The 21,536-nt window shown below is 43.2% G+C and carries 14 protein-coding genes; 13 read left to right on the top strand and 1 reads right to left on the bottom strand.

The genetic code is table 11. The features are described 5' to 3' along the window. Positions 1–14: 14 nt before the first annotated feature. Entirely contained in the window at positions 15–1,595 is a 1,581-nt protein-coding gene (nadB, locus tag D7D25_RS05775; protein ID WP_122968014.1) for an L-aspartate oxidase, read from the bottom strand. 255 nt (positions 1,596–1,850) lie between these two features. Here nadB and D7D25_RS05770 point away from each other — a divergent pair, with 255 nt between their 5' ends. The 13 genes from D7D25_RS05770 (at position 1,851) to D7D25_RS05705 (ending at position 21,525) form a co-directional block, all read left to right on the top strand. Next, positions 1,851–3,119 (top strand): carboxypeptidase-like regulatory domain-containing protein, encoded by a 1,269-nt coding sequence (locus D7D25_RS05770; protein WP_122968013.1) that lies wholly within the window; start codon positions 1,851–1,853, stop codon positions 3,117–3,119. Positions 3,120–3,426: 307 nt separating this feature from the next. After that, positions 3,427–3,696: a 30S ribosomal protein S15 gene (gene rpsO, locus D7D25_RS05765; protein WP_122968012.1), complete on the top strand. Its 270-nt coding sequence runs from the start codon at positions 3,427–3,429 to the stop codon at positions 3,694–3,696. A gap of 519 nt (positions 3,697–4,215) precedes the next feature. Beyond that, positions 4,216–5,379: a DNA-binding transcriptional regulator gene (locus D7D25_RS05760; protein WP_122968011.1), complete on the top strand. Its 1,164-nt coding sequence runs from the start codon at positions 4,216–4,218 to the stop codon at positions 5,377–5,379. Between the two features lie 112 nt (positions 5,380–5,491). After that, positions 5,492–6,844 carry a sugar MFS transporter gene (locus D7D25_RS05755; protein WP_122968010.1) on the top strand — a complete coding sequence of 451 codons (1,353 nt, stop codon included), beginning with the start codon at positions 5,492–5,494 and terminating at the stop codon, positions 6,842–6,844. Between the two features lie 140 nt (positions 6,845–6,984). Then, positions 6,985–8,172: an N-acetylglucosamine-6-phosphate deacetylase gene (gene nagA / locus D7D25_RS05750; protein ID WP_122968009.1), complete on the top strand. Its 1,188-nt coding sequence runs from the start codon at positions 6,985–6,987 to the stop codon at positions 8,170–8,172. Further along, positions 8,153–8,941 carry a glucosamine-6-phosphate deaminase gene (locus D7D25_RS05745; protein WP_122968008.1) on the top strand — a complete coding sequence of 263 codons (789 nt, stop codon included), beginning with the start codon at positions 8,153–8,155 and terminating at the stop codon, positions 8,939–8,941. The genes nagA and D7D25_RS05745 overlap by 20 nt, the downstream gene beginning before the upstream one ends. Positions 8,942–9,067: 126 nt before the next feature. Then, positions 9,068–10,066: a Gfo/Idh/MocA family protein gene (locus D7D25_RS05740; RefSeq protein WP_122968007.1), complete on the top strand. Its 999-nt coding sequence runs from the start codon at positions 9,068–9,070 to the stop codon at positions 10,064–10,066. 6 nt (positions 10,067–10,072) lie between these two features. Continuing rightward, complete coding sequence (locus tag D7D25_RS05735) at positions 10,073–11,488, top strand: putative oxidoreductase C-terminal domain-containing protein (RefSeq protein ID WP_185140225.1); 1,416 nt, start codon at positions 10,073–10,075, stop codon at positions 11,486–11,488. Between the two features lie 25 nt (positions 11,489–11,513). Beyond that, entirely contained in the window at positions 11,514–12,290 is a 777-nt protein-coding gene (locus D7D25_RS05730; protein ID WP_185140227.1) for an FAD:protein FMN transferase, read from the top strand. A gap of 5 nt (positions 12,291–12,295) precedes the next feature. Further along, complete coding sequence (locus tag D7D25_RS05725) at positions 12,296–13,627, top strand: Gfo/Idh/MocA family protein (RefSeq protein WP_122968006.1); 1,332 nt, start codon at positions 12,296–12,298, stop codon at positions 13,625–13,627. A gap of 1,245 nt (positions 13,628–14,872) precedes the next feature. After that, positions 14,873–16,606, top strand: coding sequence for a RagB/SusD family nutrient uptake outer membrane protein (locus D7D25_RS05715; RefSeq protein ID WP_122968004.1), 1,734 nt, complete (start codon positions 14,873–14,875; stop codon positions 16,604–16,606). Positions 16,607–16,680: 74 nt separating this feature from the next. Continuing rightward, entirely contained in the window at positions 16,681–19,773 is a 3,093-nt protein-coding gene (locus D7D25_RS05710; RefSeq protein WP_122968003.1) for a DUF5107 domain-containing protein, read from the top strand. A 99-nt stretch (positions 19,774–19,872) separates the two neighbouring features. Beyond that, a complete protein-coding gene (locus tag D7D25_RS05705; protein ID WP_221407960.1) occupies positions 19,873–21,525 on the top strand; it encodes a DUF4091 domain-containing protein in 1,653 nt (550 codons plus the stop codon). Positions 21,526–21,536: the final 11 nt, after the last annotated feature.

The following is a 21,536-nucleotide window of genomic DNA, read 5'->3' as shown; positions in this document are numbered from 1 at the left end:
TTCAAAACAGCTTCTTAAAGCACCGAACCGGGATCCTGACCGGGATAGTCCACAGTATAATGCAATCCCCTGCTCTCTTTTCGCGCCATAGCCTGTTTAATAACCATATATCCCACCTTGATGATATTTCTCAACTCACAAATGTCACGCGATACCACAGAACGCTGGAAGAGATCCTCGGTTTCCCGGAACAGGATATTCAGCCGGTTAAGGGCTCTTTGTAAACGCAAATCCGAACGGACAATACCCACATAGGAAGACATGATCTGTCCCACTTCCCTGTAACTCTGCGTGATCAACACCATTTCTTCGGGAGAGGTTACCCCTTCGGCATTCCAGGATGGAATATCTTCCCGGAAAGGGTACTGCCTGAAGAGAGGGATAGAATGTTTCGCCGCAGCATCCGCGAAAACTACTGCCTCGATCAAGGAATTCGATGCCAGCCGGTTGGCTCCGTGAAGTCCGGTACAAGCACACTCACCGTTAGCATACAGGCGACTGATACTGGTCTCTCCATCCATATTCACTTTAATCCCTCCACACAAATAGTGGGCCGCAGGAGCCACAGGAATCATATCTTTCGTGATATCTATCCCGTAGGAAAGGCATTTGTCATAAATGGTGGGGAAATGTTTCCGGGTCTCTTCCGGGTCTTTATGGGTCACATCCAGAAAGAGGTGCTCAAAACCTTTCTCTTTCATCTCGGTGTCGATTGCACGAGCAACAATATCACGGGGAGCAAGCGATCCCCGATCATCATATTTGTGCATAAACTCCTCCCCGTCGAGTGTCTTCAACACACCTCCGTAACCGCGCATCGCCTCGGTAATAAGAAACGAAGGACGCGCGCCGGGATGATACAATGCGGTGGGATGAAATTGCACAAATTCCATCCCTTTGATCTCACCCTTGGCGCGCGCCACCATGGCAATACCGTCGCCGGTAGCGACCAGCGGGTTGGTGGTGGTCTGATAAATACAGCCTATCCCGCCCGTGGCCATCATGGTGACCCGGGCAAGAAACGTGTCGATTTCATTGGTCTCCTGGTTGAGGATGTAAGCCCCGTAACATTCAATGCCCGAAGTATGCCTGGTAACCACCTGTCCCAAATGATGCTGCGTAAGCACTTCTATGGCAAAATGGTGATCAAACACGTCAATATTGGGATGGTTTCGGACAGTCTCGATCAGGCTGTCCTGGATTTCTGCCCCGGTATTATCCTTATGATGCAAGATACGAAATTCAGAATGCCCTCCTTCCCGGTGGAGATCGAAATTGCCCTTGTCATCTTTATCGAAATCAACACCCCATCTTATCAGTTCCCCGATTTGATCGGGCGCTTCACGCACCACCTTTTCCACCACCTCCACGTCACAAAGCCCTGCTCCGGCATCCAACGTGTCGGTGATATGCTTCTCGAAATTATCCCACGGATTAGTCACGGAGGCAATCCCTCCTTGTGCATAATATGTATTGGCGTCTTCCAGTGAATTTTTCGCCGCGATGGCCACTTTCCCGTGTCTCGCCACTTTCAGGGCGTAACTCATTCCGGCAATGCCCGAACCGATCACAAGAAAATCGTATCTATAAACCATTTCCCTCTTTTTTAGGATTATTCCGATACAAATTTAGATGATTTTTTCGGAATCATCAGCCATTTCCATAAATCCTTTCCCCCTCACCGCATACCTTCATTTCTTCCACTGTATGGGTCCTATCAAGGCGCCAACATGGTTAAAAAACGTTATGCGCCCCGAAAATCTCTCCTAATTTGTTTTCTTTGTATATGTAAATGAACCGGCTGCTAAACATCACGACACCACCTGTCTCACACTCTTAATTATTTTGGTATGAACAACTTGCTCCGTCTGCTCCTATTTCTTTGTCTCCTGCCCACTTCGAGCCTGTTTTCCGGAAATACTGCCCAGCCGGATTCCACCTATCTGCTTAGGGGCAGGGTGATTGGTGGCGACACCAAAGAGCCGCTGGTCAACGCAAGTGTTTCGGTACAACAGGTGAATGTGTCAAGCGTCACTAACCAGGATGGATATTTCTCCATTCGCGTCCCCGCTTTTACAAAAAACTCACAACTGCTTATCCGTTATCTGGGATACGAGAACCGGGAGATTCCGATAATCACGCTGATCGATAATCCTAACAATCATATTACCCTAAAGCCCTCCCCCATCGAACTGAGTGAAGTTGTCGTAGTTTCGGGCGACGGAAAAGAGTTGATACGCGAGGCATTGAAACGTATTCCACAGAACTACCCCGACAATCCCCACATGATGGTTGCTTTCTATCGCGAGTCGGTAAAGAAAGGATCAAATTATATTTCATTGGTGGAGACAGTACTGGATATTTATAAAGCCACCTACAGTTCTTACAGTAATGATCAGGCCAAAATTTATATTGGACGCAAGGCCACCGATATCTCTCCCCGCGACACCATCCTTCTGAAATTTCAGGGAGGTATCAGCGATGCGTTAATGCTTGATATTGCCAAGAACCCGGAGATTGTCTTCGGAACAGATGCATCAGAGTATCAATTCCATATCGAGGGCCTGATCAATATCAACGACAAACCCCACTACATCCTTTCATTTGCACCCCTTCCGGGAATAAAAGAAATCCTGTTCAGGGGAAATATTTATCTGGATGCCGCATCCCTCGCCTTTGCCCGTATGGAATTTAACATGAATGTGGAAGACCGCAAAGATGCGGCCAACATATTTATCAGGCGAAAACCCTCGAAGATGAGGGTGGAAGTAAACAAGGCGCAATATGTGGTGGATTTTACGGAAAGTAACGGAAAGTGGTTCTTTAATTACAGCAGTACTGAAGTTTCATTCCGCGTGCGATGGACAAACCGATTCTTCGGCTTGTTTGCCACTACCTACTCTATCGGCTCGGAAATGGCCATTACCGACAGGTATGGCAACAATGTGGTGAAATTCCCCCGCAATGAACGGATCAGGTCTACCGACGTAATCGCTGAAAAGGTGGAACATTTTCTTGACCCTGGCTTCTGGGGTGAATACAACGTCATTGAACCCGATCAGGAGATAATGGATGCCGTGAAACGATTGAGCGGGAAATTACGGCGAAGAGCGGAATAACCCCGATAAATCGGCACAGGCAGTGATGATTTGATGATATAGTGATTGCAACTAAGCAAAAACCTTTGGATGTTTTTTGTGGATCCATACCTCAAAATGAACGTATAAAAGAGGAGCTGTCTGAGCGAAGCGAGTTTTACTCATTTAGCTCATAAGAGTGTAATGGGGCACAAAACATGGTGAGTGGAATGCCTTAGTGGCAATCATATGACCTAAAAGAAAATGGTAAAACTGTTTGGAATTAGCAAATTTAGACGTACCTTTGCAACCCAAAAGTTTTATACACTAAATATTATTTACAAATCGTATGTACTTAGATTCTGCTAAAAAGAAGGAAATCTTTGCCAAATACGGGAAGTCCAACACTGATACTGGCTCACCAGAAGCACAGATAGCATTGTTCTCCTACCGTATTTCGCATTTGACTGGGCATCTCAAGTCAAACAAAAAAGATTATAACACAGAAAGAGCATTGAGAATTTTAGTGGGTAAGCGCCGCCGTTTACTCGATTATCTGATTGATACCGACATCGAAAGATATCGTTCCATTATCAAGGAACTGGGCATCAGAAAATAATTTTCTCAAAGAGAGACCAAAAGAGGATGGAACAACTGTTTTTATCCTCTTTTTTTGTTATTTGCGCTTCCCTTAAATGAATTTAAGCTTTCACTCAATGACACCCAGGAGCATGGGAACACATAACAAACAAGATAACAAACATTTACATATGTGTTTTTTATTGAATATAAATGGCATCATTTAAAAATATGTTACAAAAATATGTCTTATAACATATGATTTTTTTTTGCAGATTCAAAATAGCGCTCTATCTTTGCATCGATAACCTAAAACAATCTTTTTTACCTTAAGGCTGATATCACGTTAACCGATATAAAAGAGGCCTTCTCGATCGAGGGGGCCTCTTTTTTTTAATTTTTGGTTATCTAAAAAAAATATCTATATTTGAGGCTTAAATGAGGTGTTTTTCGATTTTTGAACTTTTCCGTTAAGCGAAACGAGCAGAAGCAAATTTATTTGCTTTCTGCCGCTGTGAGAAATTGTCCACTATAATTGAACATTTAATGACCTTCCATTATGCTAAAAATACTTATTCTTATTGATTATTCCAGCGAATTCAGTCGCCGGCTGCTCAGAGGGTTGATCCAATATTCCAAGGAACACGGCCCTTGGATCTTTTATCGCCTACCCGCCTACTATAAAACACTGTACGGTAAAGAGGGGATTGTGGAGTGGGCCAAAGAATGGGCGGCCGACGCTATTGTGGCGCGCTGGGATCATGAAGGAACAAATCTACTGAAGTCGTTGAATATCCCAATTCTACTTCAGAATTACAAAGAACGGAGTCCCTACTTCTCCAATCTCACCGGAGATTATTTCGGTACAGGAGAGATGGCGGCACAATTCTTCATCAAAAGGCGTTACCGGAATTTTGCATTCTATGGAAATAAGGGAGTGGTTTGGTCACGAGAAAGAGCAGAAGGATTCAGGTCGCAAATAGAAAAAATTGGCGGGAATTATCATTATTTCGAAAGCGAAAATCTGAATGGGGAGGAATGGGGAAGCAGTCATATACAACTCGATGAATGGCTCTTGTCCCTGCCTAAACCTGTGGGTCTGTTTGCCTGCGACGATAATTTCGCATTAAGGGTATCCCAAATCTGCAAGATCAATAATATACGAATTCCCGAAGAGATTGCTTTGATGGGAGTAGATAATGACGAACTGATTTGTAATCTGTCCGACCCGCCTATCTCTTCTATTGTCACAGATGTGGAAAAAGGAGGATATGAGGCGGGAAGACTCATTGACAGGATGAGTAAAGGCGAAATCACAGAACCTTTCAATATCGTTATCCGGCCGACCAGATTCGAGCTCCGCAAGTCTACGGAGAGATACGATATTTCCAATGAATATATTTCACAAATTGTAAATTATATCGAAGATAATTTTACTTCTAATATCGTGATTGAGTCTCTAATAGAACAGGTGCCTCTATCCCGGCGTAACCTGGAAGTGAAATTCAAAGACGAAATGGGAACCTCCATTTATCAGTTTATTCTAAGTTGCAGGATCAATTATTTTGCACATTTACTGTTGACTACCGACAGAACACTGTTTGATCTCGCACTCGAGTCAGGATTCAATGATTGTAAAAACATTTCCCGTATTTTTAAAAAAATGAAAGGCTATACCCCTCTTGAGTACCGTAAAAAATATGGCGATTCTCACAAGGAATAACGTTATTTGAAAACACAATTACGTTTTTGAAGCATTTCCTCATCATATAAAAAATAATTTTGTGTTTTGAATACATTGAAGCGCTTCTATCATTTTTTTAATTTATAACAATATGAGTGACAGCCCTCAAATTAATTATGTACAAGACAGGAGCACAACAATCAAGTCGATGATAATATTGGCGTTATTGTTTTTTATTTTCGGACTGGTCTCGTGGGTAAACACTATTTTAATACCCTATTTCCAGCTAACACTCCAATTATCGAATTTCCAGTCCTATCTGGTGACATTTGCCTTTTATATCGCTTATCTGATCATGGCAATACCCTCTTCCTTCCTGCTGAACAAGGTGGGTTATAAAAAAGGGATGATGTTTGGACTATGGTGTATGTCGATAGGAGCTTTGCTTTTTGTTCCGGCTGCTTACTGGCGTATCTATCAAATCTTTCTTGTGGGATTATTCCTGTTGGGAGCGGGGTTGACTATTCTTCAGTCTGCGGCTAACCCTTATGTGACTATTGTGGGCCCCATGGAGAGCGCGGCCAAAAGGATGAGTATGGTGGGTACCGGCAATAAACTGGCAGGAGTGATTGCCAATCTGATATTCGCAGCCGTCGTTATCAGGGAATCCGACAAAGTACTTATGCGGGAGATTGAAGCGGGAAATTACACCGGGATAGCCCTGGAAACAGCTTTAGACACCTTGATAAAGGGAGTGATGACACCTTACCTCATTTTGGGTATGGCGCTTTTTATCTTCGGTATAATTGTCCGTCACTCACCTTTGCCTGATTTAGATCCCTCTATAGAAAATAAACAGTCGGCAGAAGATATAAATTCACGTAAATCCATCTTACAATATCCGGCACTTATTTTAGGGATGATCGCCATGTTCTTTCATATAGGAACCCAAATGATCGCGTTGGGCACCAGTATTCAATACGCGGGGACTATGGGGGAGAGTCTGGCGGGACCAGCCCAGAATATCCCCTCTTATACCATGTTATTGACGTTTATCGGTTATTTCTTGGGTATCGCGCTTATACCAAAATACCTGAAGCAGCGGAACGCCCTCCTGATTTGTGCCTCCATCAATTTGCTGCTATCCGTGATGATAATAACCACGTCGGGAACGGTGCGGTTTCTTGGTATCACTTCCGATATCTCCCTCTGGTATTTAGTAATGATGGGGCTTCCAAACGCGTTGCTCTATGCCGGCATCTGGCCACTGGCTATTAACGGGTTAGGCAAATACACCAATCTGGGAGCCTCATTCCTGGTGATGGCTCTGTGCGGAAGCGCCATCATGCCCATTGTGTACAATGCTTTTGTGGAATTGAATGCTTCCTTATCTCCCTTTGAAGCAATGAAGCGGGGATATTGGATCCTGATTCCCTGCTTTGCCTATATTGTTTGGTACGCTGCCAGTGGACACAAAATAAAATCATGGAGAAAACAAGATTAATGTGCAAATAAGAATAATGTGACAATAAGAATAATGTGCTAATAAGAATAATAGGCCAATATGCCAATGAGAGTAATGTGCTAATGGACCGATGTGGATAATTGGTAATCAGTAATTAGTAATTAGTAATTTTTAATTATATGAGTCGAATCATCATAAAAAACGGAAAGATCATCTTCCCTGATAGGATAGAAGAGAATCTGGCCATTGTGTGTGGGAACGGGAAAATAGTCGATATTGCAAACCCTCACGAAGTTATTTCGGAAGACGGAGATGTGGTCATCGATGCCCAAAACAAATATGTGTCGTCCGGATTCATCGATATCCACACCCATGGTGGTGGCGGACATGACTTTATGGACGGAACTGTGGAAGCGTACCTCGGTGCGGCCGAAACACATGCAAAGCACGGGACTACCGCGCTTTTACCTACAACCCTTACCAGCACATTCGAAGAGTTGATGAAAACATTCTCCACCTATAAAGAAGCGGTAAAACAGAACACCAAAGGAGCCAAATTGCTTGGACTCCACCTTGAAGGCCCCTATTTCGCCTATAACCAGCGGGGTGCTCAGGATCCCCAATACCTCAGAAATCCCGAACCGGAAGAATACAATAAGATATTGGCTGCGTCGGACGACATCGTCCGTTGGAGCCTGGCGCCGGAACTGCCCGGCGCATTGGAGTTTGGGAAAGTTCTCAGGGACAAAAATATCCTCACCTCTATCGCCCATAGCGATGCTATTTATGAAGAGGTTGTGGATGCCTACAACGCCGGATTCAACCATATTACCCATCTCTATTCGGCCATGTCGACCGTCACCCGCAGAAATGCCTTCCGGTATGCCGGTATTGTGGAAGCGGCCTACCTGATCGATGACATGAATGTGGAGATCATTGCCGATGGGGTACATCTGCCCAAGTCGTTGCTTCAGTTCGTATATAAATTCAAAGGGTCTGACAAAACCGCGCTATGTACCGACTCAATGCGGGGAGCGGGGATGCCTGACGGTGAGTCTATCCTGGGTAGCCTCGACAAGGGGCAAAAGGTGATCATCGAGGATGGTGTGGCAAAACTACCCGATCGCACCGCTTTTGCCGGAAGTGTTGCCACCACCGACCGATTAGTCAGAACCATGGTAAACATAGCCGAAGTCCCTTTGGTGGAAGCGGTAAAGATGATGACCTTAACCCCGGCCCGCATGATGAAGATAGATCGGCAGAAAGGATCTATCCAAAAAAACAAGGATGCTGATTTTGTTATTTTTGATGATAATATTAATGTTTCATACACAATCTTGGAAGGAAATGTCATACACCGAAATTAACGCGAATGTAATCACATTCACCAAAGGAATGTTGGAAGTGAAGATCTTCCACACGCGAGAGGAAATGGGTAAGGAAGCGGCGGAAAAGGTATCGGAGACCATCCGGCAATTACTCGGAGAAAAAGAGGAAATCAACATGATCTTTGCGGCCGCGCCATCGCAAAGCGATTTCATGAAAGAACTGATTGCCGACAAACGGATCCAGTGGGAAAAGATCAACGCCTTTCACATGGACGAGTATATAGGATTGGAAAAAGACGCGCCGCAAGGATTCGGTAACTTCCTGAAAGAGCGTATTTTCGCCAAAGTCCCGTTCAAAAGCATCCATTATATAAACGGCGGGGCCGAAGATCCTCACGCCGAATGCGAAAGATATGCGGGGTTGCTGAATCAGTACCCGGTAGATATTGTTTGCCTCGGGATTGGAGAAAACGGGCACATTGCATTCAACGACCCACCTGTGGCAGACTTCAATGATCCGAAACAAGTCAAAGCAGTAGAACTGGATTTGGCTTGCAGGCAACAGCAGGTAAATGAGAATCTGTTTCCCGGTATAGACAGGGTGCCTACCCATGCTATTACGGTCACCATTCCTGCCCTGCTGAAAGCTAAATATATGTTCTGCATGGTACCGGCCAAAAACAAGGCTGAGGCGGTCTACCGCACTCTAAATGAAGAGATCAGCGAGAAATGTCCTGCTACCATCTTGAGGACAAAAGAAGACACCATACTATACCTGGATGAAGAAAGCGCGTCGTTACTCAATTAAAAAAAGAAGCCAGAAGTACAGAAGTCATTTTTTTCATTTTTCATTTTTCATTTTTCATTTACAAAAGTCTTGAATTTCGCGTCTTGGTTCCTGGCTCTTGATTCTTGTATCTAAATTTCAATCATTATGAGACTAAAAATTATTTTATCAGCTATCCTGTCAGGGCTTTTATTGATAGCCCAGGCACAAATAAAGATCGGGATTATCGGGTTGGATACCTCGCACTCCATCGCATTCACCAAGTTCCTGAATGGAGAAGATAAAAAAGAAGAATTCAAGGACTTCAGGATCGTAGCCGCCTATCCTTACGGATCGAAAACCATCAAAACAAGCTACGATCGCATACCCGGTTATATGGAGCAAGTAAAGGAAATGGGTGTTGAAATTGTTCCTTCCATTGCCGAGCTTTTAGAGAAAGTAGATTGTGTAATGCTGGAAACGAATGACGGGAATCTGCACTTGGAACAGGCTCATGAGGTATTCAAATCGGGGAAGATCGTCTTTATCGATAAGCCGATAGGCGCCAACCTAGCACAAGCCATTGCTATTTTTCAGTTGGCTAAACAATATAATGTGCCTGTCTTCTCATCATCGGCTTTACGGTATGTGGATCAGAGTCAAAAACTACGTAATGGAGAATTAGGGAAAGTGCTGGGAGCCGACTGTTATTCTCCCGCACATCTCGAACCCTCGCATGCCGGTCTGGCATGGTACGGAATACATGGCGTTGAGACTTTGTTTACCGTTATGGGAACAGGCTGTGTTTCAGTAAACCGTATGTCTTCCGAAGGAACAGACCTGGTGGTTGGACTCTGGAACGATGGCAGAATTGGCACTGTGAGAGGAGCACGTACCGGAAAAGCTCCGTATGGGGGAAATGCCGTTACGGACCAGGGGGTTGTCTCCACAGGAGCATATGGGGGTTACGAACCGTTGTTAAAAGAGATACTCACTTTTTTCAAAACCCGTATCCCCCCTGTAATGGAAAAAGAAACGCTGGAAATATTCACCTTTATTGAGGCCGCGGATATCAGCAAAAGCAAAGGGGGAAAGATCATCTCCATGGATGATGCCTATAAGAAAGGCGAGAAAGAAGCAAAAAAACTGATCCGTAAATTAAAGTAACCGAAAATGAAGACGGGTTGGTTGATCATTGCAGTCGGACTGATATTGCTTTCCTGCATGCGAACAAATAATAACACTGCCGGAGACCATGCGGCATTCACGGGCGAAACGGGGGAGATAAAACTGATTGTGCTGGCTCCGGGGCATTTCCATGCCAATCTGCTTCAAAAAAGCAGCATGTGGCAAGTGAACGATTCAGTATTTGTATATGCAGCCACTGAAGATGCCGGATTAAAGCAATATCTTTCGGCCATTGAGTCGTTCAATCAAAGAGATGAAAACCCTACAAACTGGCAGACAGCGGTCTATACCGGTGACGATTTTCTGAATAAGATGGCCACTGACAAAAGGGGAAACGTGGTTGTACTGGCCGGTAACAATAAAGAGAAGACCGGATATATTCTCAGTGCGGTAGATGCCGGATTAAACGTCCTGTCGGATAAGCCAATGGCGATTAATCAAGGAGATTTTTTTCTATTGGAAGAAGCATATGCTAACGCCGAGACACAAAACGTGTTGTTATATGATATGATGACCGAGCGTTACGATATGCTGAATATCATCGAGAAAGAACTGATCAATGACCCTGATCTCTTCGGGGAACTGCAATCGGGGACACCGGAAGATCCCGCGGTTTATATGGAGAGCATACACCACTTCTATAAGGAAGTATCCGGCAGACCGTTGATTCGTCCGGCATGGTACTACGATGTGGAACAACAGGGAGAGGGGATCGCCGATGTGACCACGCACCTGATCGATTTACTATTCTGGAAATGTTTCTCCGGTCAGTCTATCGATCATACCCGGGATATCGGAAATATTTCATCCACACATTGGCCCACTGAAATTACATTGGCACAATTTACAAAATCGACCGGCGAAACCGCCCTTCCCGATTATCTGCAGAAATACCTCGACAATTCCCTGTTGAAGGTATATGCAAACGGCACCGTCTCTTTCGATGTGAAAAACCGGAATGTGGGTTTAAAAGTCATTTGGAATTACCAAGCTCCCGAAGGCAGTGGCGACACTTTCATGTCGGTCGTGAAAGGGACAAAAGCCATTCTGAAAACAGTGCAGGACAAAGAACAAGATTTTGTGAAACAACTCTACGTGCAAAAACCCGAAGGGTTGGATGAAAATGAATTTTCCGACAATCTCCAAAAAACAATCGGGAAAATCCAAACAACCTATCCCTTTGTGTCTGTCTCGCTTACATCCAACAAAGGGGAATACCTCGTCAATATTCCTACGGAAGATAGGGAAGGACACGAGTCGCACTTTAAATATGTCGCCGAAAGTTTTTTTGGTTTTTTAATCAATGGTGAGATGCCGGAATGGGAAAAAACCAATACTTTAGCAAAATATTACATTACTACTAAAGCGGTAGAAATTGCACAAGAGAGGGATTGCCACTGACAGTACCTATTATGAGGAATCAAAGATGTTCCATGGTTCATTGAAAAACATCATGGGAACACGGTTCGACATACTTATAATGGGCCAAAACAAATTGAAATCTCAAGAAATCTGGAACGATATCGTCTTCGAGCTTCGGCGGCTCCACCGAATTTTTAATCGATTCGACAATACAAGCGAAACTTCTAAGATCAATCGCGAAGCGATTCTTGCACCTGTCCGGGTAAGCCCGGAAATGTGGTCTATCCTGCAAAGTAGCCAAATGTACTATACTCGCACATTGACACTGTTTGATATCACGTTAAATGATTTTTCAAAAGTCTTGATGAACGAAAATGACCACTCCGTCTTTTTTTCTAAAAAAGATATTTCGCTCGATTTCGGAGGCTATGCCAAAGGATATGCGATAGTGAAAGTGCGGGATTTAATTTATCGGGCAGGCGTGCAACACTGTTTTATAGATTTCGGGAATAGTTCCATACTGGGAATCGGACACCATCCTTATGGAGATGCGTGGAAAGTGAGTGTGGGAAACCCGTACAACTGTGATGAAGCCATGGACGAGATTTCTTTAAAAGATCTGGCGCTCTCGGTCTCCGGAAATACCCCCTCCTATGCGGGACATATTGTGCGGCCCGATTCAGGAGAACCGGTAAAAGGACACAAGGCGGTCTCGGTAACCTCGGAAAACCCATTGGATGCCGAAGTGCTGAGTACGGTCTTCATGATAGCCACCGATACAGAAAAGAAACGAATCTCAAAAAATTTTAAAGTGCAAAATATTTCAGAATATAGATTATAGGGATTATGCCGGAAAAAGGATCTAAACAGGTAGACACAAGCCTGCGACAATTTATCAAAGACTTAGGTTTTATTTCAGGAGGAGCCGCGCTCCTGGCAACCACACCGTGGCTGCAATCGTTCACTCCTGACAAAGCCAAAGAAATAAACAAAGAAAAAGCCAGGATAGGATTTATTGGAACGGGATCCAGGGGAGTTTACAATATGCAAGCCGTAATGGCTTTGCAGCATGCCGAGATTGTGGCCCTATGCGATATATATCCGCCGAACCTGAAGGAAGCCTCCGGCCTTTGTCCCAACGCGAAAACATATACCGATTACCGAAAGATGCTGGAATCCCCGGACATCGACGGAGTTATCATATCTACCCCGCTCTACCTGCATGCCCCCATGACATTGGATGCTCTGGATGCGGGTAAACATGTATACTGCGAAAAGGCAATGGCGTTAACCATGGAGGAGTGCAAAGCAATTTACGAGGCATACCAAAAAACGGATAAAGTGCTTTATTTCTGTATGCAGCGTATGTTCGACAAAAAATATATACGGGGGATGCAGATGATCCATTCCGGAGTGATCGGTGACATCGTGGGAGAACGTTGTCACTGGTTCAGGAATCACGACTGGAGACGCCCCGTGCCTTCACCTGAACTGGAACGCCAGATCAACTGGCGTTTATATCGGGATTATTCAGGGGGGTTGATGACTGAATTGGCATCCCATCAATTGGAAGTCTGCTGCTGGGCTATGCGGAAGGTCCCTGAATCAGTAGTAGGAACAGGAGACATTGTATATTGGAAAGACGGAAGAGAAGTGTATGATAGTGTAAACCTGGTATACCACTACTCCAATGGGGTCAAAATCAATTACGAATCCCTTATTTCCAATAAATTCAATGGGATGGAAGACCAGATACTGGGGAACAAAGGAACGATGAACCTTGCCACCGGTATTTATTACCTGGAAGATGAGGCCGGCGGGAAAAAATCCGGAATTGAACAATTGATCGGCCAGATAGGAAATAAAATATACGCCTCGGTACCGGCAGCCGGCCCGAGCTGGCGCCCGGAAACGAAAGAGAAGTATTTTCCTCACCATATCCTTGAAGGCGAGTTTCATGTGAATGACGGCCTCTCCATGATTGGCGCGCTAAAAGACGGCTCCGATGAAATTCTGTCTGCTTTTTGCCAGGCCTGTATTACCGGTGAAAAAGGAAAAAATATCGTGGAAGAGGCGTATCTGGCCACCATGCTTTGTCATTTGGGGAATCAGGCGATGGCGGAGCAAAAACAAGTCACTTTCCCGGAAGAATATAAAATCCCGTATATGAAATTTTAATTTATACCTAGAATGCAAGATATCATTATTACATCAAAGAGGATAAGAAAGGAGATAACTATACTTTTGGTTTGTTTTATCACGGCATTTATTATTAACGTGGTAGCCATTGCGGTATATAAAACTTCTTGGATAGAAGTCGTCACGCAAATAGGGTATGTCATTGTCATCACGATCTTCCTTTATTTGATCGTGGCGGTTTTCCGGTTTATTTCCGCCAAGATAATTAGATTGGTAAAGAAATCGTAACGGAAGAATTCTTAGAAGCTGTTTTGAATTTTTTCATCCATTGTTTTTTAGCCATTTTTTGATGGATTTGGATTTTCATTGATTGAAATGTGGCGGGCCACTTAAAAGAAATGAAAGTTCAAAGGCGCGAAAAAGGGCAAAAAACAAAATGAAAGAGTGGAAAAATAAGCGTAAAATAATTACTCGTAAAATTCAAAACAGTTTCTTATATGCCTTTTGTTCGTCTATAAATAGTAAGTACGAGACATAAATTATTTTCATTATCCTTTTTTTATACGCGGATTTTCAATGGAGTATCCAGACAGATAGTTCAAATTAATTTTGACCGGACACTTACCAGAATTGAATCAATTCTAAATTCTAGCCTGTTATATATGATTCGACATGCTCGAATCATAAGTAATCTTATGCGTTAATTCTAACACTTTTATTCATATTAGCGTTTTTTGAAGATATAATTTCGCAAAATAAACTTTTATAAATTTTACTCTGACTTTCTTTGTGTAAAATAAAATAAACTTTAAAGACATAAACTTGCTTTCATTCCCGCTATCGGGAATTTTTAAGTATATGGCCATTTGATGACATAATATTCTGTTTACCATAAAATTAGAGAGATGACGATTATAAATGATCAAGAGAATATTTGATTTATTTAATTATAGGCAAATGAAACCGACATGTTTAAAATAATCATTAAACACCCGAAGGGAATGAATATTTCCGTTAAGCTAAATGAGCAAAGGACAAACTTGTTTGGACTATGCCATAGCGAGGAATTGAAAATCGAGGAGCGAAGGCGACTCAATTAGCAATCGAGGAGCGAAGGCGACTCAAATATCTAACTTTAGTGATTATTTTGAACATCAAAGGTTCCATATACCGAAATAAAAAAATAAAATAATCATATGAAACGAGCTTGATAATCATTATCACACAAGATCATGACTAAAGCGAGTTCCATATGACACCATTGAAAATAAATATTTTAGTCATATGAAAAATAACACAATACAATTAATAGGGTTGGTTGCATTTTTCGCCTTGCTTCCTTCCTGTTATGATCTGGATAGATTTCCGCAGGATAAATTAAGTTCAGGAACTTTCTGGCAAACGGACGAACATGCCAAACAAGCCGTTATGCCCTGTTACCAGTCAATGAAATTGGCTGAAGTATATAATCAGTTTTTTGCAATGGATTGTTTAACGGATATAGGAACGGGGTATGATTCACAGGGATACTGGGACATCTCCAGAGGAGTATGGACTCCCAGTCATCGCTATGCGCTAAACAGATGGGTCCAAACATACGAAGGTGTGGCAAGAACCAATATGGCAATTTTTAATATTTCCCAATCGGGAACAATCAGTGATGACATAAAGGCCGTTACGATAGCGGAAGCCAAGTTTATGCGAGCCCTTTATTACTTTTTCCTGATCAATCATTTTGGGGATGTTCCTATTTACGATGAAACGTGGGATTATAACGCCAATTATATGGATATGATTAATCCTCGCGATCCGATAGAAAAGGTAAGGGATTTTATATTAGAAGACCTGGAAACAGCGATCAATAACCTCCCTGTATCCTGGGCACAGATAGACTATGGACGGGCGACCAAAGGTGCGGCGTACGCGTTAAGGGGAAAGGTATACCTGTACGGACAGCAATATGATTTGGCGCTAAAAGATTTTGAAGAGATTGTGCTTGATCCCGATAAAAAGGGATACGGGTATGAATTATATTCAGATTATGCGGGATTGTTTTTGCCAGGAGGGGATGAGAGCAAAGAGATGGTTTTTGCCATTCAAAATATGTCGGGCAGCGGCACCTTTAACATGGGAATGCCTTTTGCCCATTATATGGGATCAAATGCCACCATCGGGGTTAGTTGGAATAATGCCATGCCTTCGGTGGAACTGGTAGACAGCTATGAATTAAAGGATGGACGTCCGTTCAATTGGGATGATTTCATTCCAGGATTCAATGATAGCAAGGAGGTAAGGGAAAAAACGTTTATGGCGGTTCTTTCTGAAGATAAGAAAACAGTCGTGAAATATCCTGAATACTATAAAGAGTTATTGGATATGTATGAACAACGCGACCCAAGAATGAAACAGACCATAATCCTGCCTTATACCCATTATACCGGATGGGTTGGAAATAAAAACAAGGATTGTGAATATGTAATTGCTACCGGCGTTACCACAACCAATGGATTTATTGTGGTAAACAGAGGATACAGAACATACCTGTATCGGAAATTCGTCCCTGAGGGAAATATGGATGGATTAGTTACCTCAAGGTCGCATATCCCCATTAATTTCCCGATTATCCGTTATGCGGATGTCCTGCTCATGTTAGCCGAATGCTACAATGAATTGGACCAAATAGACAAGGCGGTTGCCTGTATCAATCAGGTGCGTCAAAGGCCGTCGACCAACCTTCCAGCTCTCAATAGTGGCCCGACGTGGTTGGAAGCCCGCACGAAACAAGAGGTTTTTAAACGGATCATGCAGGAGCGTGCTGTTGAGTTTCCGGCTGAGGGTCATAGATATTATGATATAAAAAGATGGAAATTAGGAGTGGAAATGCTCAATGGTAATGAAGTAGACTTTTTAGGAAATACCATATACGTGAATAAATTTGAGGAAAAAAACTATTTATGGCCGATTCCAACCGCTGAAAGGGATCGAAATCCCAATCTCACTCAAAATCCGAACTGGTAAAACAGAATGTGACTGGTTTTAATTTCTCACCTCCCATGTTTCGGGGAGGTGGGAATTATCTTTAAACTTTATTGATGGTGAAATATACAGCTTTTATTGCGCTTGCATTGTTTGCATCTTCTTTATACGGGCAAAATGTTTCAAGTATAAAAGAGTATGGGCAGGAATATGTCACCTATTCTTTTTCTGACCCTAACCCTGTACCTGTATTCGGAAAGATATATCCATACTATAGATATGACGGATTTACCGAAAGAGCAGAAAAGAGATCATGGAAAATTGTTGAACTCGAAAACAACTTTCTTAAGATAAAGATTTTTCCCGAAATAGGAGGCAAAATATGGTCTGTCATGGACAAAACGAACGGAAAAGAGTTATTTTATGACAACGATGTCGTAAAATTCAGGGATATCTCCTTACGCGGTCCATGGACAAGCGGCGGCATTGAATTTAACTACGGAGTGGTAGGGCATGCCCCGTCCTGTTCTTTCCCTGTGGACTATATGACAAAGGTGAATGAAGATGGAAGCGCAAGTTGTTTCATAGGGGTACTGGATTTGTTGACAAGAAGCCGTTGGACCGTTGAAATAAACCTCCCTAACGATAAAGGCTGGTTCACTACCCGTTCTTTTTGGCATAACTCCACATCGGGAACCCAACCTTATTATAATTGGGTGAATACAGGCGTTCTTGCCAAAGAAGATCTCGAATTCATTTATCCGGGAAAACACAATATCCGGCATGATGGCATTGCCTTACCCTGGCCCATGGATTCTTTGAGGAACAAAAACCTGACCCGATGGATTGAAAATGACTTTATAGGCTCCAAGTCATACCATATTATGGGAACCCACAGTCCTTATTTTGGAGCTTATTGGGCTTCGGAGGATGTCGGAATGATGCAATATGCCGATAGGGATGAAAAATTGGGACGCAAAATTTTCAGTTGGGCTTTGTCTGACCAGGGTGATATCTGGAAAGAATTGCTTACCGACAGCAAGGGGCAATACGTGGAACTTCAAAGTGGAAGACTTTTTAATCAGAACATGGTAATCAGCAGCCTAACTCCGTTCAAACAAATCGGGTTTATGCCCTATGCGACCGATACATGGAAGGAATACTGGTTTCCGTATAAAGGGACGAAAGGAGTGAGCAATGTGAACCTGGAGGGAGTTATACATGTAAGTCAGGACAATGGATGGTTTTCTTTCAGATTATATCCTTTGCAAAGGACGGAAGATACGCTTCAATTTTATAATGAGAGAGGAGAATTACTTCTTGTACAACCGGTATCGCTGGAAACTGCAAAGACGTATGGGTTTCAATCGTCCCTGTTGAGATCTGATTCTGTCCATTCAATAAGGTTATGTAATAAACTATTATGGAGTCGTGAGCCCATTGATCTGGAAAGGCCTGTTGACAAGGATACTCAATTCAATTGGGATACGGCGCACGGCCAGTATCTCAGGGGAAGAGACCTTGCCGGATTAAGGCTATATGATGAAGCCGAAACATTTATTCGTAAGGCATTGGAATATGATCCCTGTTTTGTTCCCGCACTGACGGAAATGTCCCGTCTTTTTTACCATAAAATGGATTACGATTCGGCATTTCTTTATGCATATAAAGCGTTATCGGTAGATACATACGACCCTGCCGCCAATTTTGAATACGCAAGAGCGGCATTGAAACAAGAAAAGTATTACGATGCTTTGGATGGTTTTGAAGTCGCCGCTCTTTCCCTTCCATATAGGAGCGCCGCATTCACCGAACTCTCTAAAATTTATACACTCAGGAAAGAATATTCCAAAGCTATCGAATATGCGGAGAAAAGTCTGGTCAATAACCGTTACAACATCGAAAGCCTGCAGTTGCTCTGTGTATTGAACCGGTTATTGGGAAACGAAAATCAGTCAACCTATTATGCCGGTCAAATTGCATTAACAGATCCGTTAAATCATTTTGTCCGGTTCGAAGCGTACCTTCAAAATAAAATGCCTTTGCTTCAGGAAGCTTTCCAGAACAGTATAAAAAGTGAAATGCCTGAGCAGGCATATCTGGAATTGGGCTGCTGGTATAACTCTCTGGGATTAAAGCAAAGGGCTTTGGATCTTTTCAGGCTTGCCCCATCCAATCCGGAGATAAAGTATTGGGAAGCTTTTCTTAGAAACGATGCCGCGGCATTGGAAAAAGCGGAAACCCTTGAACCGGATTTTATTTTTCCTTTTCGGGAAGAAAGTGAACGGGTTTTTGAGTGGGCAATGCAAAATGGCAGTGAGTGGAAAGCAGGTTATTACCTCTCTTTACTTCATGCTTTCAGGAATAACAAGGAAAAGGCTTTCGAATTATTGGTGTCCGTGGGAGACAAGCCGGACTTCGCTCCATTCTATATTGTCAGATCCCGGCTTGCCCTGGATGGAGATGCCGAAAAAGACATACAAAAGGCCATCTCGTTAACCCCCACAGAATGGCGGTATGTGCATGAACTAACGCGGATTTATTTGAGTAAAACGGAAGCCCGCAAAGCTTTGAATGTGATCGCGCCATTCTATAAAAAGAATTCATACCATTTTCCGACAGCCACTTTATATGCAAGGACATTGATCCGGAATAAACAGTACAAGGATGCTGAAAAAGTGTTGGCGGATATTCGCATTCTACCTTTTGAAGGAGCCAGGGATGGCAGGTTGCTTTATCAGGAAACCAAGTTAATGCTAGCTGCCGAGGCTTTGAACGCCGGAAATCTGACAGCAGCTTCCAAAAGAATAGAAGAAGCCCGCCTATGGCCCCGAAATTTAGGCGTGGGCAAACCTTATGAGGATGTAATCGACACGAGAATAGAAGATTGGATGAGCGCGATACTCCATTCCCAATCAGGCAATCCGGAAATGAAGAAAAAATATCTTGAGAAGGTCGCATCTTCCACACTAAGTCAAAATTCCCCGAATACCCTTTTGCAATGCATCGCTCTTTATCAATTGGGAGAATGGCAAAAATCAGAGGAGTTATTCCTTCAATGGAAGAAGAGTCAAAAAGCGGAAAATATGCGACAGTGGGGAGATTCCTTTTATAAGGGAAGCAGAGGAAAAGAGAATCTTTTCGATTATGAACGGATAATCCGGATCATTGGGCTTATTTCAGGAACCGAAGATGCCAGATTATTTTAACAATTCACCAGCATATAAATGATTATGATTAAAAAATTGAGTCTGTTTGTTTTTTTGTTTATCTCTTCTCTATTTTATATATCGTGCAAAGATAAACATGTGTACCTTTATCAGGTAGATCCATTGATTAAGGTTCTTAAAGAAAGGAATTATTTCAGGGATGAAATAGACACCATCAGGGTGGCAAAGGGAGAAGTGGCCACTATTCAGATTGTTGTGGCAGGATTAACAGAAATAAAGAACATGCGGGCAAGCGTAACAGGTATATCATCTGATCTCTCCACGCTGGAAGGAGCATCAGCCGGCTGGGTGGGCTATGTGCACGTCGGACGCTCTTATAATCCCCCATCAAAAGACATTATCCGGTCAGCATCTGGTTATTTCCCCGATCCTATTTTACCTGATTCCGCCTTTTCCATAAAACCCGGAGAAGTGCAGCCTTTGTGGATCACCGTACCTACAGATGCGGCAACAATTCCCGGTTTGTATAAGGGGACCGTAAAAATTACAGGGGTAGTCGGCAAGAAGACAGAGACGTGGCTTAAACACTTCTATATCAGAGTATATCCCGTCACCTTGGGTAAATCTCCCTTGTATATTACGAACTGGTCTGCCCATTTTAGCACTGTGACGTTGTCTTACCTGAATAATAATGAGCCGGTAGAGGCATATTCGCCGTTATACTGGGAATTGATCGGGATGCATGCCGAAATGATGGCGGCGCACAGGCAGAATGTGCATAGGATATATCCTATCTGGCATACCCTATATACATATGATGATGGAAAGTATACTTTTGATTTCAGCAGATTTGATAAGGAAGCGGAGATTTTCGATGCTGTGGGCGCTTTGGAGCGGATAGAAGGAGGTCATCTGGCCTGGCGTTCCGGGGCATGGGACGATCCTTTTTTCGTGGAGGTGCCTCTTCCCGACAATGAAGAAACCCGCAAGTTACGCTCCTCGCCCAATCCCCAAAAAGTCGAAAACGGGATCAGGTTTACCTTGTTACCTGTCGATGATGAAAGAGCAAAAAATTTCATCACACAATTCATGCCTGCCCTGAAACAACACCTTGCACAGAAAGGGTGGCTGGATAGGTATATGCAGCACATTGCGGACGAGCCCACGGCAAAAAATGCAGCCTCTTATGTTACCATAAGCAATTATATCCATGAGTTCCTGCCTGGGGTCAAGGTGCTCGATGCGGTATTGACGTCAAAAGAGCTAGCCGGAGCAATTGATGTCTGGGTTCCCCAACTGGATATCCTTCACAAGGATTTCAACTTTTACAAAGAGTTGAAAGGGGAGGGAAAGGAAATTTGGTTCTATACCTGCGTCGGTCCCAGAGGCAATTATGCGAACAGGTTTATTGAGTTGCCTCTCAATCAGACACGATATTTACATTGGATAAATTATAAATACGATGTCACCGGATACCTGCACTGGGGGCTTAATTACTGGGTAAAAGACCAATTAAATGCAGATGCCTCGAGAGACAGGGGCCGGTTACCGGCGGGAGACAATTGCATCATATATCCCGGATACCGTAAACTGTACTCTTCCATCCGGTTTGAAGCGATGAGAGACGGCATCGACGATTACCAGTTATTGAAGATGGTGGAGCAAAAAAATCCCGGCAAAGCAAAAGAATATGTGAATGCGGTCATACTCAACTTTGACGATTATGACAATAGTGTAACTTATTTCAGAACCATTAGGAAACAAATACTTGAATTTTTAAGTAAAAACTAACCAACCCATAA

It is taken from the genome of Proteiniphilum sp. X52 (genome assembly GCF_003712195.1).
Taxonomy (GTDB): Bacteria; Bacteroidota; Bacteroidia; order Bacteroidales; family Dysgonomonadaceae; genus Proteiniphilum.
This window is presented reverse-complemented; position numbering and strand designations above follow the sequence as displayed.

Excerpts from the sequence above, each read along its gene's own strand:
- nadB (WP_122968014.1), bottom strand. The coding sequence starts at position 1,595 with ATGGTTTATAGATACGATTTTCTTGTGATCGGTTCGGGCATTGCCGGA.
- D7D25_RS05770 (WP_122968013.1), top strand. The coding sequence starts at position 1,851 with ATGAACAACTTGCTCCGTCTGCTCCTATTTCTTTGTCTCCTGCCCACT.
- rpsO (WP_122968012.1), top strand. The coding sequence starts at position 3,427 with ATGTACTTAGATTCTGCTAAAAAGAAGGAAATCTTTGCCAAATACGGG.
- D7D25_RS05760 (WP_122968011.1), top strand. The coding sequence starts at position 4,216 with ATGCTAAAAATACTTATTCTTATTGATTATTCCAGCGAATTCAGTCGC.
- D7D25_RS05755 (WP_122968010.1), top strand. The coding sequence starts at position 5,492 with ATGAGTGACAGCCCTCAAATTAATTATGTACAAGACAGGAGCACAACA.
- nagA (WP_122968009.1), top strand. The coding sequence starts at position 6,985 with ATGAGTCGAATCATCATAAAAAACGGAAAGATCATCTTCCCTGATAGG.
- D7D25_RS05745 (WP_122968008.1), top strand. The coding sequence starts at position 8,153 with ATGTCATACACCGAAATTAACGCGAATGTAATCACATTCACCAAAGGA.
- D7D25_RS05740 (WP_122968007.1), top strand. The coding sequence starts at position 9,068 with ATGAGACTAAAAATTATTTTATCAGCTATCCTGTCAGGGCTTTTATTG.
- D7D25_RS05735 (WP_185140225.1), top strand. The coding sequence starts at position 10,073 with ATGAAGACGGGTTGGTTGATCATTGCAGTCGGACTGATATTGCTTTCC.
- D7D25_RS05730 (WP_185140227.1), top strand. The coding sequence starts at position 11,514 with ATGTTCCATGGTTCATTGAAAAACATCATGGGAACACGGTTCGACATA.
- D7D25_RS05725 (WP_122968006.1), top strand. The coding sequence starts at position 12,296 with ATGCCGGAAAAAGGATCTAAACAGGTAGACACAAGCCTGCGACAATTT.
- D7D25_RS05715 (WP_122968004.1), top strand. The coding sequence starts at position 14,873 with ATGAAAAATAACACAATACAATTAATAGGGTTGGTTGCATTTTTCGCC.
- D7D25_RS05710 (WP_122968003.1), top strand. The coding sequence starts at position 16,681 with ATGGTGAAATATACAGCTTTTATTGCGCTTGCATTGTTTGCATCTTCT.